The following is a 15051-nucleotide window of genomic DNA, read 5'->3' on the forward strand; positions in this document are numbered from 1 at the left end:
GGAACGCCCATGCCTGACCTCGATCTGGATACCGTGGCAAGCGTCCGCAGGCAGGCGGATGCGGTGCAGGACGACCTGCAACAGACGCGAATGGCTCTCGCCATCGCACGGCTCCGAGCGGCGGAGGCCAAGGCCATCGGGGACACGGCGACGGTGGCCGCGGCCGCGCAAGAAGCCGAGGCCCTCGACCAGCGCCGGGCCACCCTGATCGCTAGCCTGCGCGAGAGTTCGGCGTCGGTGCGCGCCGCCTCGGAGGCACTCTTGGCGGCGGTGACGGCCGAGCAGGCCGTGGCCTCGCTGTCGGGCCGACATCCGGTGCTCCTGCTGCCCGTGCGAATCGAGACGCGCTTCTTCGATGGGGGCGACACGCTGAAGGTCCGCATCTTTCCCGACCAGATCCACGTCACAGCCCACGATCCGGCCCTGACCGACACGGAGGTCGCGGGCCTGTCCTGGTATTGGGCTCATCGCTGGCCAAGCCCCGACGCGGGCACCGAAGCCGGCCTCGCCCTTGCCGAACAGGCGTGGCAAGGCCTGACCCAAAGGCTGAGCCCGGGCCGTGCGGCCTTCGTGGTGCGGACCTATCCGCCCGACAACCTGGGCAGCGGCGAGCCCGGACCTGCCTGGGGCAACCTCCCCCGGCGCGCGGTGGACGCGATGACTCCTGCGCGGGCCACCCTCCTGCCGGACCGCTGGTGCGTCATCGGGTACCGCGCGGACGGCGAGGGCCGCCACACGGAGATCTTCCGGCGCTGGGGAGCCGCCGTTCCCGACCGGCTGGCTGCGGGACCGAGCGCCGATCTTGGCCCCGCCGCGACGTCGCGCGGCCTGCCGGACGACCCAGAGCTGCTCTGGCTGCGCGACCCCGACGAAGCCGAGCGTCTGGGCATGATGGTGACCGTGCGCCAAGCCGATCTCCGGGCGGGCGCCGTCCTGAGGGAGGGCGTGGACCGCTTGGTCGTGGTGGGCGTCGACTGGACGCTGGGCCCCGAAGCCGCGGGTGCGGCGGTCGAGGCTCATCTGCGGGCCCATGCCAACGAGGGGCGGCTGGGGTTCGTGCCCCAGGGCGCGCCCACGAATTCGAACGGCTTGGCGCGCAGCGGGTTCACGACGGATCCCGCGGTGGCGCAACGCGTGCTCGCCCCTCATCGGCCGCCAGCCGCAGCGCCGGACGCCGCGGGGCCGGTGACGGCCAAGACCCTGGGCCTGGGCGATGGCGCGCTGTCCCGCGTTCCCGGCGCCCACCTGCGCGAGCAGGGCTGGCAGGCCGCTCTTCTCGATGCCACCTGGTCGGCGATCGGCGGCTACTACCTGACCGAGATGCTCGATCCGATCGCCGACGGGCCTGCCATCGAGACTTCGCTGCGGCGGCACGTCGTGGACCATCTGCGCGCCTCGGGTCCGGTGCCGACCCTGCGTGTCGGCGCGCAGCCATACGGCATGCTCCCGGTCATGCCGCGCGACCGCTTCGAACCCGACATCCGGCGACGGGCCCAGGCCGATGTCGCTCAGGTCGCCGCGGCCCTGCGGAGGCTGGCGGAGCCGCTGGTCGCGAAGGTTCCCCGCCTAAGTCATGTGCGCGGCCGCGGGGATGTGGACGACGTGCTGCTGGCGCTGCTCCAGCGCATGCCGGTCGCATGGTCACTCACGTTCCGCAAGCTGATCGGCCCGGTGGAACGCAAGGCCGTCAGCGTTGACTGGGACCGGATCGCCGCGTTCCAGGGCAACGTGACGGCCATCCTCTTGGCCCAACTCGGCTGCCAGGGGATTCCCCACCTTTACGAGCTTACGCATGACAACCGTGACCATCCGCTGGATGTGCCCCTGGTGCTGAAGCCCGATCCGACGCCCGAGGACGCGACCCGGCGCAGCACGGAGTACCTGGGCGAGATCCGCAGCCTGCTCGTCGAGGCCAATGGCACGGACATTCTCGACGCCCGCCAGAACTCGATCGCCCTGCTCGAAGCCTTCATCGCCTGCGCGGCGAGCCACGAGAACCGCAAGGCCGGCGGCAAGCTGGTCGAAGGCGCCGCCGGCGGGCTGGACCTGTCGCCCGCGTTCACGGAATTCCTGAGGCATCCCTCGGGGCGGATCCCCTACACGCTCCGGATCGAGGCCACGGCCGTCGCGCCCGCCGCAGCCAGCGCGACGATGGGCGTCCCCCTCACCCCGCGCGAGTTCGGCCAGATGATCATCCCGGCCGTGACAGGGGAGCGGACCATCACCCAGCACGTCGCGACCCAGTTCCTGGAGCGCCTTCGTCGGCCGGGATCGCTCGATGCGCCGGACGACCCGTTGCACTGGCTTTCTCGGTTCGACGCTGCTCTGGCTGCCTTGGAGACGGCACCGGCCGACGAGTTGGAATGGGCGTTCCGGGGCGTCCTCGACCTTTACTCGACGCGGCTGGATGCGTGGATCACCTCTCTGGCGACGGCCCGGCTGGCCGAGCACCGGACGGCGGCTCCCGCAGGGCTTCACATCGGCGGCTGGGGGGTGGTCGAGGATCTTCGGCCCGATCTAGGGCGGGTGCCCGAAAGCCTGGGCTTCGTGCATGCGCCATCGCTGGGCCAGGCAGCGTCGGCGGCTGTGATGCGCAGCGCACGCCTGTCGCACCGCGACGCCGAGGGGCGTCTCTTCGACATCGACCTGACCTCCCGACGCGTACGGGAGGGGCTTCGGATCCTTGAAGGGGTCGCGGCGGGCCAGCGGCTTGCGGCTCTCCTAGGCTACCGGATCGAGCGCGGGCTTCAGGAGCGTGACCTCGCCCTGGCGCAATGGATCCTGCCGCTGCGCCAGCAGTGCCCGTTGCGAAGCGAGCGTCCGAACGACACCCCCGCGACGGAGCCCTTGGAGTCCGTCGCCGCCCGGGACGTTGTCGACGGGCTGGCCCTGCTCGCCCGGTGGGGGGCCGAGCGCGACGGGCTGCTTGTAGCGGCGGAGATCCCCTCCGGACCGGCGCGCGACGGCACCGCCGCCGTGCTGGACGACGTCGCCGGTCTGGCCGATGCGGTGAGCGACCTCCTCATGTCCGAGGCGGTCCATCAGGCGACGATGGGAAACCTGGAACGGTCGGGGGCTGCCTTGGCCGCGCACGACCGCCAGGAGCGCGCGCCCGACCCGGATTTTGTCCGCACGCCCCGGAGCGGTCCCGTGCTGACCCACCGGGCGGGCCTTTGGCTGCCCCGCGATGCGGCCGGGCCCGCCCCCGGCTGGCCGGCCGACCTGCGAAGTCTGGCCGAGCCTCGGCTGGACCGCTGGCTGGGGCGGATCCTCGGCGATCCGTCCCGCTGGACGGTGGAGGCCGCGCTGGTTCGTCCGTTGGATCCACAGTCCGAAGGCGTTCCGGCCGATGCAGAACCCGAGCGGGTCACCCTGCCGTCGCTCGCGATCCGCGACCTGGGCCTGTCGGCGCTATCGGTGGTGCTGGCGGCGCGGCGCCCCGGAGCCGCTCAGCCCAGCGAGTTGGAGGCAAGGCTGGCCCTTCTGTTCACCCGTGCCGCCACGCAGGACGGGCTTGCCTTGGACGGCAACGTGCGGATCGACCTAGCGGCGGACAGCCTGGCCCCTCTCCTGGATCTGGCGAGCTGGGCCGGCGAAGTTGTCGGCAGCGCTCCTCTCGCTCCGGAGCACCTCGCTGCCGCCGACGATCTGGGACGTATGCCGAGCCCGGCTGCGGCCCCGGACATCGCCGAGGCCACCAGCCGGGCCCAGGCGGTGATCGAGCAGGTGAGCGGACTGGCCGACGCTGCCGAAGGGTCATTGTCCGCTTGGATCGCCAGCCCGGACGACCATCATCTTGGACCTCTGCTGGATGGGCTTCTAGCACTGGCCGAGGTCGAAGGTCCCGAGGCGTTGCCGGCCGGAGAGGCCGAAGGGTTGGCCGATCACGCTGCCCACATCCTTGCCCGGGTGCGCAGCCGCCTTGCGGCTGCGCACAACCTTCCTCTTCCTGCCATGCCCGCTCAAGTCCCCGGAGAGCCCGCACCCCCTAGCATCGGCGAGCCTGCGGAACTGGTTCGCGCGCGGGGGATCGTGCGGCTGCTCCTTGGCAACGGTCAGCCGTTCCTCCCGGTCCTTGCCCCAGCCCTGCCGGAGCGGCTCGCCGCACCGGTCGCGGCGCGGGACGGGCTCTTGGGCGGGGATGGCACGGCGGTGGCGGCCTGGGTCCATCGTAGCGCGCTCGTACGGCCCCTGCTTGATCCGTTGGCCGCGCTCCTGGTCCATGCGGAGGCGGATGGCGCCCCCGTGTCCGAGGATCTGGCCGTCATCCAGTTGCCGCATGATCCCCAGGGCCGGTGGATCGCCCTGCCCTTCGGCGCTGCGGGTCCACCTCCCGAAGGCACGATGGGCCTTGTGCTGCATGCGCCGGATGGCTTTGCCCCAGCCAATGGAGGAGCTGGTCTCATCGTGGACTCGTGGACCGAGACCGTGCCGACAGCCAGCGAGACGACGGCGGTCACGTTCCACTATGACGCCCCCGGCGCGCGACCGCCGCAGGCGATGTTGCTGGCCGTCCATCCAGCGCTGTCGCCCGACCGCTGGGACTTCGACACCCTTGTGGGAAGCGTCAACGAAGCGGTCGATCTGGCGCGGCTGCGCACGCTCGGCTCTCGCGAACTCGCCGGGTTGTCGACCCTTGTCCCAGCGATCTTCCTGCCGGATGTCTACTCGCGCGACGTGCCCAGCCTGCGCTTCTTCGACCTTGCGAAGAACGCCAAGCTGGCCGCGGTGGGCGGCCTGATCGGCGACCATGTCCTTGGCCAGGCGGAGGTCCGGAATGGCTGAGCGGAATTGGACGATCGCGGCGGAAGCGGCATCCCTGACCTTGAAGGAATGGCGCACGCTTCCCGTGATCCCCAGCTGGTCGCGGTTGGAGCCGATGACCCTGACCCGTGGAGACCTGGGGCCGGGGGCAGCCGCGCTGGTGGCCGACCCCTTGTGGATGATCGGTCGCCAGTGGCAGTTCGACGAGTTGCGGGGCGAAGATGCCGGCAGCCCGATCCAAGCCACGGTCATTGGGGAGACCGCGCCGTTGACGCGTTTTCACGCCGGCCTGCCCGGGGCGGATCCGGCCGGGGCCACGGTGGACCTGCCCCGCCCCGGCACGCCCGGCTCCATTCCCTTGGAGGCAAGGGTCGAGGCGGAGCTGCCCGCCGTGCTGCCCCTGCGCCTGCGGATCCAGGCGGGGCTCCACCTCCTGCGCCTCCTCCGGGCGGGCGGCTTCGATGCGGTGGCCACGGCAGCGGCAGGCGCCTTTCCCGTTGCGCTGGAGCCGGTGCCCGCTCCGGGCGGCGGCGTCGTGTCGGATCCTGTAGGCGAGGCGCGCGCACGTCTTGCCGGTGGCCGGGTTCCGGATGGCGCATTGGTCGCGGCCGCCCTGAATGCGCTCGATGACGGTGCAGGTGGGCTGTCGGGCTTGCCGCCGCCGCTTAAGGACGCGGCTGGGGAGGCAAGCGCAGAGGTCACGCGTATCCTGTCCATGTGGCTCATCTGGGCGCATAGTCTTCTCGCCAGCCCGAATGGTAAGTCGTGGAATCCGCATCGGCTGGAACATGCTTTCGCAGCGCAGGCTTCGCTGGGCGACGGCCCGGTGGTCGTTAAGGTGGAGGAATACACCGGCGGCACGCTCGACTGGTTCCATGGCGACCTTGCCGCTGGTCCGGATCTTGGGGCAGCGGCCGACCCGCCCGTGCCGGACATCATCCACGATGTCACCTTGCCCGCGCCGGTCCGCTTTGCCGGAATGGCCTCGGACCGTCTGTTCGCCTTCGAGGACTCCCGGGTCTATCTGGGAGGCATCGAGGCGGGACGCACCGACCTTGCCCGGCTCGCGGTGGTCGAGTTCTCGCTGGCCTATTCGGTCGATTGGTTCGTCGTTCCTTTAGCCTTGCCCTATGGCAGCGTAACGCGCCTCGATACCGTCCGCGTCGCCGACAGCTTTGGCGTGGTGATCGGCCTGCCGCCCTCGCGCGAGGCGACGTCGCCTGGCTGGACGGTGTTCCAGTCCACCCCGGTCACCGACACCACACGGCTGGCGAACATGCTCCTGCTCGCGCCGACGGTGCCAAAGGTGCTGGAAGGTCCGCCCCTGGAGGAGGTGACCCTGTTCCGCGACGAGATGGCCAATCTCGCCTGGGGGGTCGAACGGGTGGTGCCCGGGCGATCGTCGGGGGAACCGGTGCCCCGCGCGCGCCAGGCGGCTACGGTGTCGCTGGTCCAGCCCGTTCCCGATGATCTCGGCGATGCCAGGGTCGTGTACCGTCTGATGACGCCGGTGCCGGAGAACTGGATGCCCTTCGTGGCGGTGCGGGACAGGCCGAACGACAAGACCGCCCATCATATCCTCGAGCGGCGGCCGATGCTCCGCTACCGTCCGGACCGCCAGGCCGAACTCGTGAATCCGCAAGGGACCATCCTGCTGACCGCTTCGGACGCCGATCCGGCCACCGACCGGCTCCGCATCGCCGAGGAGGAGGTCCCGCGCGAAGGCGTCGTGGTGGTCCGCGCCTTCCAGCAGGCTCGGACGGAGGACGGCGGCACGGTGCTCTGGATCGGCCGCCGTGTCCGCACCGGCCGAGGCGAGGGCGCAAGCGGGCTGCGCTTCGACACCGCGCTGCCGCCCGGAAGCGTCTAGTCGGATGTGACCCCGCCCCAACCATGGCGGCACGGTCCCTTGGAAGCCCGGTTCATGCAGGGGCGAACCACGCACGGGCGGCGAACAGCCGGTCCTGCTCGGAGGCATTCTCCCTTGGGTCCTGACCTCGAAAGCGCAGGGAAAGCCCGACCTATTTCTCGAAGGGCTCGCCCAAGGAGGCGACGGAGTTCAGTCTCATGCGTCTGCGGTTGGACGAGATCAGGCCGAGCACAACAATGGTCACGAGATAGGGCATGCTTGCGAGGAGTTGCGACGGAAGTTGGACGCCGACCACCTGGGCCGCGAGTTCGGCCAAGGACAACGCCCCGAACAGGCAGGCCCCCAGGAACACCCGCCCAGTCTGCCATGTCCCGAACACCACAAGCGCGATTGCGATCCATCCCCGGCCGGCAATCATCCCGTCCGCCCAGAGGGGCGTGTAGACAGTCGAGGCATACGCCCCTGCCACGCCAGCCATGCAGCCTCCGAAGGCGAGGGCGGCATAGCGGATCGGAATAACCGGATGGCCGATGGCTTGGGCGGCACGGGGGTTCTCGCCCACGGCGCGGACGATGAGGCCGACCTTCGTGTGGCGGAGCATCACATGGATCGCAAGAGTTCCCAGAAGGGCCAGCCATACCACGATGTCCTGTCGGAAGAGGCCACCGATCGTTGGCAGATCGGATAAGAGGGGAACCTCCAACTTGGGCAGGCCGGTGATGGTGAGGCTTTCGAAGGAGCGCCCGGCGAGAGCGGAAAGGCCCAGGCACAGAATACCGATAGCAAGCCCCGCAGCCACTTGGTTCGCCCGGAACGTCAATACGGCCCCTGCAAAAACCAGCGCGGCAACCATCCCGGCCACGGCACCGACGGCAAAGGCAAGCGCATGCCCGCCACCCTGGTAGACGACGATGAAGGCCAGCGCGGCCGCAAGCGCCATCAGCCCCTCGAGCCCGAGGTTCAGGACGCCCGACCGCTCGGCCACCAGTTCGCCCAAGGCGGCGAGCAAGAGTGGCGTCGCGGCCGCCAGCGTGCCGGCAAGGATGAAGGCGAGCGCACTCAAGACGTGGCCTGGGTCGCGATGCGGGACCAGACGATGCGGTAGCGAACCCCGACCAGCGCGGCGAGATAGAAGATCAACAAGAGGCCCTGCACGACCCGCACGGCTGCCACAGGCAGGTCGGCGGTGACCATGGCGCTGTCCCCGCCGATGGTGATCACCGCCATCAGAAAGGACGAGAGCACGATCCCCAGCGGGCGCAGACCTCCCAGATAGGCCACCGTGATCGCGGTGAAGCCATAGCCCGAAGCGACCGACCTCTGGAGTTGCCCGATCGGGCCGGCCACTTCAGCGGCACCAGCAAGTCCCGCTGCAAGGCCGCCCAGGAGCAGAGACACCCAAACCGCCCGCCCCCCCCGGAACCCCGCATACGAGGCAGCTCGGGGCGCCAGTCCGCCGACCACGAGCTGATAGCCCAGGAAGCTCAGCTGCATCAGCACCCAGGCCGCAAGCGTCGCAGCAAGACCGAACAGGAGGGAGACGTTCACCCGCGTCCCTGGCAGCAGGGTTGGGAGCATGGCCTCGTATTGGAACATGACGCTTTGGGGAAAGTTGAAACCCGCTGGATCCTTCCATGGTCCTAGCAGCAAGTAGTTCAGCAACTGGCTCGCCACGAGGCTCAGCATCAGCGTGACCAGGATCTCGCTTGCGTTGAGCCAAGTCCGCCAGAGTGCCGCGATCGAGGCCCACAGCGCCCCGCCCAAGGCACCCAGAACCATCATGGCAGGCCAGAGCCAGGGCGAGGTCGAGGTCGGGAGGTAGACCGGTAGGGCCGAAGCGCAGATGGCACCCAGGATCAGCTGCCCCTCGGCCCCTATGTTGAACACCTTGGCCCGGAAGCCGATGGCCAGCCCCTGTGCAATGAGCAGGAGCGGCCCCGTTTTCAGGAGAACCTCGGAGAAGCTGTACCAGGACAGGAACGGCTCGATAAACAGCGCATGGAGCGCCGCTCCCGACGGCTTACCAAGCAGGGCGAAGAGCACCAGGCTGACCACCACAGTCAGCGCCAAGGCCAAGAAGGGCGCAAGGACCGAAGCCCGGACGGACGCATGTTCGCGCGGAACGAACTCAGGCATGGGCAGGCTCCCCGGCGGCACCGGTCATCCACTCGCCCACCTGTTCGACGGTCGTGCCCTGGACCCGAAGGGATGGCGAGAGCCGTCCCTTGTGGAGCACGTAAAGACGGTCGCAGATCTCGAACAACTCCTCGATCTCCTCCGAGATCATCAGGATCGCTGCGCCAGAGTCGCGCAGGGCCACGAGCCTGCGTCGGATCGCCGTGGCAGCCCCGATGTCCACCCCCCAGGTAGGTTGCGCGACAAAGAGGAGCTTAGGCTCCAGCATGATCTCCCGCCCGATGATGAACTTCTGAAGGTTCCCGCCCGACAGCGCTCCTGCCTCGGCCTGGACCGAGGGCGTGCGGACGTCGAACTCCTCCACGCAGGCCTGCGCGAAGGCAGCCTTATGTTGCCGCCGGACCAGCCCCCGACGAACGAGGCCGCGATCATGCGCGGTCAGCAGGGCATTGTCCGTCAACGGCATCTCGGGTACGGCACCGCGCCCCATCCGTTCCTCAGGCACGAAGGCAAAGCCGAGCCGGCGTCGCGCGGCCGCGCCCAAGTGACCGACAGGGCGGTCCATCATGCGGATGACGTCCCGCTGAGCAGAGAGGAGCGCCACCTCCCCCGACAGGATCTCGGCCAGTTCCTTTTGGCCGTTGCCCGAGATGCCTGCGATTCCTACGATCTCTCCGGCACGGACATCCAGGCTGATGCCAGAAAGCGAGACGCCGAACGGATCGTCGGTGGCATGATCGAGGCCAGCAACCTCAAGGACCTTCGGGCCGGGCTTGGCTTTGGCATGGAGCGGAGGTGGCGGCATCTCGCGCCCGATCATCAGCGTCGCCAGGTCGCGTGACGAGGCCTGCCGCGGATCGACCCGCCCCGTGACCCGCCCCGCCTGCAGGATCGTTGCGGTGTCACAGAGCGCTCGGATCTCTTCGAGCTTGTGCGAGATGAACAGGATCGACACCCCTCTGTCGCGCAGAAGCCGCAAAGTTCCGAAGAGCCGCTGCACGCTTTGGGGCGGCAGGACCGATGTCGGCTCGTCCAGGATGATGAGCTTGGGGTCGAGCAGGAGACAGCGCAGGATCTCGACCCGCTGGCGCTCGCCTACCGAGAGGGAATGAACATGGGCATTCGGATCCACCTCAAGCTCGAACGTCGCTCCCAGATCGCGCACCCGGGCGGCGAGCGCGGCCTTGGTCCCCGGTACCAAGAGCGAGATGTTTTCGGCGACGGTCAGCGTCTCGAAAAGCGAGAAGTGCTGGAACACCATGCCGATCCCGAGCCGTCGCGCCTCGGCCGAGGAGGTGGGCCGCACCTCGCGGCCTTGCCATTCGATCTTCCCCACATCCGGCCGCTCCACGCCGTAGATCAGCTTCATCAGCGTGGACTTGCCCGCGCCGTTCTCACCCAGGACGGCGTGGATGGACTGGTGCGATACGTCGAGGTCGATGGCCCGGTTCGCGTGGACCGAGCCATAGCTCTTCGACACGCCCTGAAGGCGAAGGAGCGCCGCGCCGCTCACGTCACTGCGGCAGTGGCGTGACCACGCCCTGGACGTGCCAGTCCATCGCCAGGATGGCGTCGTCGGCGAGATTTCCTCCCTCGGCAACGGCTTGGCTTCCGTCTGCCCTGATGAGCGGCCCAGCGAAAGGCGAGAAGCTCCCGTCGGCGATCCTGGCTTGCGTTTCGTCGATCCGCGTCTTGGCGTCGGCGGGGATGTCCGGATTCCAATCGGCCACGAAGACCACGCCGTCCTCCATCCCCAGCCAATGGCTCGCCCCTTGGAAGGACCCGTCGAGATGCGCTTGAGCTTGGGCCGTAAAGAAAGGCGACCAGTCGGTCCCGACCACGCCGAGATACTTGGATGGAGCGTAGGACTTCATCGAGGAGTTCAGGTTGAACGCATAGGCCCCCTGCTCCTCGCAGAGCGAGATGACCGACGGCGTGTCCTGCGCGTTCGAGAAGATCACGTCGATGCCCTGCGAGATGAGGGCGCGGGCCGCTTCCTGCTCCTTGGCGGGGTCGAACCAGGAGTTGACCCAGACGACCGAGACCTCCGCATCCGGGTTGACCGCTCGGGCACCCAGCGCAAAGGCGTTCACCGAAGTGATGAGTTCAGGGATCGCGAAGGCCGAGACGGAGCCCAGCTTGCCCGTCTTGGAGAGCGAGGCGGCCGCCATCCCCATCAGGTAGGTGCCCTGGAAGTAGCGGGCCGCGAAGGGCGAGAAGTTCGGCGCGACCTCGTAGCCCGAGGCGTGGAGAACGGACACGTCCGGATAGCGCCGGGCGATCTGCAAGGCGCCGTTCTGGTAGCCGAAGGACCCCGCGATCAGGAATCTGGCCCCCTCCGCGACGGCCTTTTGCATGATACGGTCTGCATCCGGGCCCTCGGGGATGTTCTCGAGCATCGACACGGATCCGCCCACGGCCTCTGCGGCGGCCTGCGCCCCCTGAAGAAGAGTATGCGACCAGCCGACATCCGCGACGGGCGATGGCGTGATCAGCGCCATCGGGAGCGTGTCCTGTGCCAGGGCACCGCGAGGCAGGAGCGAGAGGCCCGCCCCGGCGGCAAGAGAGGAGGACAGGAAGCGGCGGCGGGACGTGTTCACGAGGGGCTCCTTCGGGTCATGCAAGGGTTTTGGCCAGGACGGCTTCGGCTTGGGCGGCGAGGCGGGCTTCATCAAGGCCCGGGAACTCGCCCTTGGCCCAGGCGATCCGCCCGTTGATGAGGGTGAGGTCCACGGCCAGGCCCACGCCGACCTTGGGGATCAGGCTGACCGGGTCGTGCCGCGTGCCGACATAATCGAGCCGCCGCGTGTCGATGGCGAAAAGGTCGGCGGCCATCCCAGGCGCCAGCCGCCCGATGTCGCTGCGCCCCAGGATCGAGGCCCCGCCCTCGGTCGCATAGCCGAGGAAGGCACCCGGACGCGGCACCGGGTCCTTGCGCGTGCCCGCCACGAGGCATTGCAGCATGTAGGCCGAATGCAGGCAGTGCATGAGGTTCGAGTTGTCGTTCGACGCCGCCCCATCCACGCCGAGGCTGATCCGCAGTCCCGCGGCCTCCATGGCCGGCATGTCGGTGACCTCGGCCCCCACGAGGTAGACGGGCTCGGGGCAGTGCGACATGCCTGTGCCCGAGGCGGCCATGCGCGCGATTTCCTCGGGCCGCAGTTCCCAGCAGTGGGCGTACCAGGTGTCGGGCCCCGCGAAGCCCATCGCCTCTAGGTAATCCACGGTCCGCATCCCGTGCCGCGCCTCGATGACTGGGCTCTCGCCCTCGCCTACATGGGTGTGGAGGAGCACCCCCTTGTCGCGGGCGAGGCGGACGGACTCCGTGAAGGTCTCGCGGTAGCAGTTGACCGGCTGGCAGGGGGCCACGGCGACACGGACCATGCCGAAGGGATCGGGCTCGTGATGGGCGTCGATCAGGCGCTCGCAGTCCGCGAGGAACTCGTCCGTGGTTTCCCGCATCTCGTCGGGGATCGTGCTGCCCTGGGCCCTTGGCAGGGTGTTGGTGCCCCGCCCCGCGTGGAAGCGCATCCCCAGGAGCCGCGCGGCCTCGACCTGCCGGTCCACGATCCGCGTCCCGGCGTGACGCGGGAAGTTGTATTGGTGGTCGAAGGCCGTCGTGCAGCCATGCTTGATCAGCTCGGCCATCGCCGTGACCGAGGCGTGGTAGAAGCAGTCCTCCGTCAGCCGCGCGAAGATCGGGTAGATCGTGTCGAGCCACTGGAGCACCGACAAGCGGGTCCAGTCGAGCTCGACTCGGTTGCGGACGAAGCACTGGAAGAAGTGGTGGTGCGTGTTGACGAGGCCTGGGTAGAGAAACCAGCCCGTGGCGTCGATGACCTCCACCCCTGGCCCAGCCTCGATTCCCTTGCCGATGGCACTGATCGCGGGGCCTTCAGTCAGCAGGTCAACGTCGCGCAGCACCGGCTCGCGGGCGCTGGTCACTACGGCCGCGCAGTTGCGGAAGAGATAGGTCACGCAGCGGCCTCCGCCTCGCCCGGCTCGGGCCTGAGGTCATGGAGGCGGTGGATGCCTGGCATCTCCACGAAGCCCGGGAGCGCCCGAATGCGGCGGGTCCAGGCCCGGATCGCGGGATAAGGGTCGAGGCTCACACCTCCGTCTGGAGCAAGCATCACATAAGGGAAACATGCGACATCCGCGACCGTGGGTGCGTTGCCCGCCAGAAAGTCCTCGCCGAGCAGACGGTTCTCGACCAAGGCGGACTCCAGCTCGCGAAGGCAGAGCGTTCCGGCCCACCGGGCCGCATCGATGTCGGCGGGCCGCCCCAGCATGTCATGGAGCCGTGCGAGCCCGAGACTCGCCGTCAGCCGCGCGGAGAAGGCAAGCCATTGCTGCACGCGGGCTGCGCTCGCAGGGTCTTCCCCGCCCAGCCATTCGCACCGGCCCGCCAGCCGTACGAGGTAGACGAGCATGGCCGTGGTTTCGGTGAGGATCAGGCCGCCATGGGTGAGGACCGGCAGGGTCCCGGCCGGATTGAGCATGAGAAACTCGGGCTTCCGATGGTCCCCGCCGGGGTGGAAGTCCACCGCTACCGACTCGAGCTCAGAGCCCACCAAGGCAGCCATGAGCCGCGCCTTGTAGCAACTCGGGGAAAGGACATAGTCGTAAAGCGTGGGTCTCATGCGGCAACCAGCTGCGCGCCGTAGTGGTAGCCGCGCTTCTTGAGCCAGCGGCGATAGGCGACCGAGGTGAGATCCGCCCGTGTTGGCATCTCCATCCCCGGATCGAGCGGCAGGAGGCGGGGGATCTGGTTCTCGAGGATCGAGCGGTCCTGGAGAAAGATCATCTGCTGGAACTGGATCAGGTCGGCCTGGGGTGTCTGATCGTCGAAGAGCGCCATCCACGGCCAGACCTGGCACAGGTCCTCCTCCAGCGGCTGCACGAAGAGCGTGATGATGTCCCATTCGCCGGGCCTGGGCGGGCACGTCTTGTAGAGCACCGAGCAGGTTGGGTGCGGAACGCGGTACATGTACTCGGTCGTGATCCCACCCTGGGCCGACTTCGCGGCCTGAGGTTGGTAGAAGGTCACCTTGGTCGCCCAGACCTCGTCCACCTCCTCGCGGATGCGAACCTCGTAGCGGTTCACCTCGGTATGTGGCTCCGAGCCCAGGATATCCGTGTGGACGAAGGGGAAGTGCGCGATGTCGAGGAAGTTCTCGACGGCGCGCAGCGGCGAGCACCTCACACGGATCGCGCCGCACTCCACGAGACGCCGGCCGGGCTGCTCGCCTTCGGGGATCGCGAAGAGGTCGTGTTTAGGGGCGCCGAGCGACGTCCAGACATGGCCGTGCCGTACAATCACAGGCAAGTTCCGCCCATCGTTGGCCTCAACCCTCGGCTCCTGGCCGTCGAGGAGCACACGAACCCTCTCTCCCAGGAGCGTCGTCTCCTGATCTGGTCGGAGCGGGCGGTCCGGGGCCATGGCCACAGGATACCATTCATCGATGGCAGCAGCTGGCAGGGTCATGCGGCAATCCCTTGGGCTTCGGTGCGGCGGCGGAAATCCTCCAGCGCGCGGGACGCAGCCACCAGGGCCCCGGTGCCTGTCGGCGCGGCCAAGGCATGCACCGCACTCCGTCCGGGCCCCAAGGCCTGCAGCAACAGCACAAGCGGGGGCACGGGACCATGCGCATCGAGACGAAGCAGAGACCTGTCAGGCACCTCACCCGTCATGGCGGCTACAGCATCGATTCCCGCCTCGAACGTCAGCGAGCGGAGCGGCACGACGTTGCCCAGGTCGGGCGGAGCCACAGCGGGAGCCTCGGAGGCGATCCAGATCACACCCTGCGCGTCGAGGCAGGCGAGCGACTGGGTGCGAATGGTTTCGGGCGGATCGAGATCAGGATGCGCCGGAATCTTGCGGCACCGGCCTGCACCGTCGAACCGCCAGCCATGATAGATGCAGCTCAGCATCTCTCCGCGGACGAAGCCGTGCGACAGACGCATCCCTCGGTGCGGGCATCGGTCGACCCACGCCGCGACCCGTCCTGAGGCGCTGCGCCAGACTGCCACTTCCAACGTTCCGCAGACCGACGCCATGACGCCCCCGCGTGGCAAGTCCGACGAAAGGGCGGCAGGGATCCACTCGGTAGTCATTTGGCCTTGGGGTACCAGTCTCTTCAGTCGATCACGACTAAAGCGTTCTTAACTACTCAGAGCCAGAGCCAGCACTGTGCCACCGGCCCCAAGCCCGGAGCCTCGGGCAAATGCCCAATCCAAGAGCATGGTTGCTCATATAAGGCGCGCGGTCATGACGCTGC

At 68.5% G+C, this 15051-nt stretch carries 10 protein-coding genes; 2 read left to right on the forward strand and 8 right to left on the reverse strand.

The genetic code is table 11. The annotated features are described in order from the left end of the window. Positions 1-9: 9 nt before the first annotated feature. Together FHG66_RS05490 and FHG66_RS05495 are read left to right on the forward strand one after the other, a co-directional pair. Positions 10-4785, forward strand: a complete 4776-nt coding sequence (locus FHG66_RS05490) for a hypothetical protein (protein ID WP_139075734.1) — start codon at positions 10-12, stop codon at positions 4783-4785. Beyond that, positions 4778-6634 carry a hypothetical protein gene (locus FHG66_RS05495; RefSeq protein ID WP_139075735.1) on the forward strand — a complete coding sequence of 619 codons (1857 nt, stop codon included), beginning with the start codon at positions 4778-4780 and terminating at the stop codon, positions 6632-6634. The genes FHG66_RS05490 and FHG66_RS05495 overlap by 8 nt, the downstream gene beginning before the upstream one ends. 151 nt (positions 6635-6785) lie before the next feature. Here the strand turns inward: FHG66_RS05495 and FHG66_RS05500 are convergent, their stop codons facing one another. The 8 genes from FHG66_RS05500 to FHG66_RS05535 are packed head-to-tail and all read right to left on the reverse strand — an operon-like array spanning position 6786 to position 14887. Continuing rightward, positions 6786-7697, reverse strand: coding sequence for an ABC transporter permease (locus FHG66_RS05500; protein ID WP_139075736.1), 912 nt, complete (start codon positions 7695-7697; stop codon positions 6786-6788). Next, positions 7694-8770: an ABC transporter permease gene (locus FHG66_RS05505; RefSeq protein ID WP_139075737.1), complete on the reverse strand. Its 1077-nt coding sequence runs from the start codon at positions 8768-8770 to the stop codon at positions 7694-7696. The genes FHG66_RS05500 and FHG66_RS05505 overlap by 4 nt, the downstream gene beginning before the upstream one ends. Further along, the gene (locus FHG66_RS05510; protein ID WP_139075738.1) at positions 8763-10283 is read right to left on the reverse strand and encodes an ABC transporter ATP-binding protein; all 1521 of its coding nucleotides are present in this window, start codon (positions 10281-10283) and stop codon (positions 8763-8765) included. The genes FHG66_RS05505 and FHG66_RS05510 overlap by 8 nt, the downstream gene beginning before the upstream one ends. A 1-nt stretch (position 10284) precedes the next feature. Beyond that, complete coding sequence (locus FHG66_RS05515) at positions 10285-11370, reverse strand: BMP family ABC transporter substrate-binding protein (protein ID WP_246082471.1); 1086 nt, start codon at positions 11368-11370, stop codon at positions 10285-10287. 16 nt (positions 11371-11386) lie between these two features. Further along, the gene (locus tag FHG66_RS05520) at positions 11387-12748 is read right to left on the reverse strand and encodes an amidohydrolase (protein ID WP_139075739.1); all 1362 of its coding nucleotides are present in this window, start codon (positions 12746-12748) and stop codon (positions 11387-11389) included. Continuing rightward, entirely contained in the window at positions 12745-13413 is a 669-nt protein-coding gene (locus FHG66_RS05525) for a glutathione S-transferase family protein (RefSeq protein WP_139075740.1), read from the reverse strand. The genes FHG66_RS05520 and FHG66_RS05525 overlap by 4 nt, the downstream gene beginning before the upstream one ends. After that, positions 13410-14258, reverse strand: coding sequence for an aromatic ring-hydroxylating oxygenase subunit alpha (locus tag FHG66_RS05530; RefSeq protein WP_139075741.1), 849 nt, complete (start codon positions 14256-14258; stop codon positions 13410-13412). Before FHG66_RS05530 ends, FHG66_RS05525 begins: the two co-directional genes overlap by 4 nt. Next, complete coding sequence (locus FHG66_RS05535) at positions 14255-14887, reverse strand: Rieske (2Fe-2S) protein (protein ID WP_139075742.1); 633 nt, start codon at positions 14885-14887, stop codon at positions 14255-14257. Before FHG66_RS05535 ends, FHG66_RS05530 begins: the two co-directional genes overlap by 4 nt. Positions 14888-15051: the final 164 nt, after the last annotated feature.

Origin of the sequence: Rubellimicrobium rubrum (genome assembly GCF_006152115.1) — a bacterium.
GTDB classification, from domain to species: domain Bacteria; phylum Pseudomonadota; class Alphaproteobacteria; order Rhodobacterales; family Rhodobacteraceae; genus Rubellimicrobium; species Rubellimicrobium rubrum.

Excerpts from the sequence above, each read along its gene's own strand:
- FHG66_RS05490 (WP_139075734.1), top strand. The coding sequence starts at position 10 with ATGCCTGACCTCGATCTGGATACCGTGGCAAGCGTCCGCAGGCAGGCG.
- FHG66_RS05495 (WP_139075735.1), top strand. The coding sequence starts at position 4,778 with ATGGCTGAGCGGAATTGGACGATCGCGGCGGAAGCGGCATCCCTGACC.
- FHG66_RS05505 (WP_139075737.1), bottom strand. The coding sequence starts at position 8,770 with ATGCCTGAGTTCGTTCCGCGCGAACATGCGTCCGTCCGGGCTTCGGTC.
- FHG66_RS05525 (WP_139075740.1), bottom strand. The coding sequence starts at position 13,413 with ATGAGACCCACGCTTTACGACTATGTCCTTTCCCCGAGTTGCTACAAG.
- FHG66_RS05530 (WP_139075741.1), bottom strand. The coding sequence starts at position 14,258 with ATGACCCTGCCAGCTGCTGCCATCGATGAATGGTATCCTGTGGCCATG.
- FHG66_RS05535 (WP_139075742.1), bottom strand. The coding sequence starts at position 14,887 with ATGACTACCGAGTGGATCCCTGCCGCCCTTTCGTCGGACTTGCCACGC.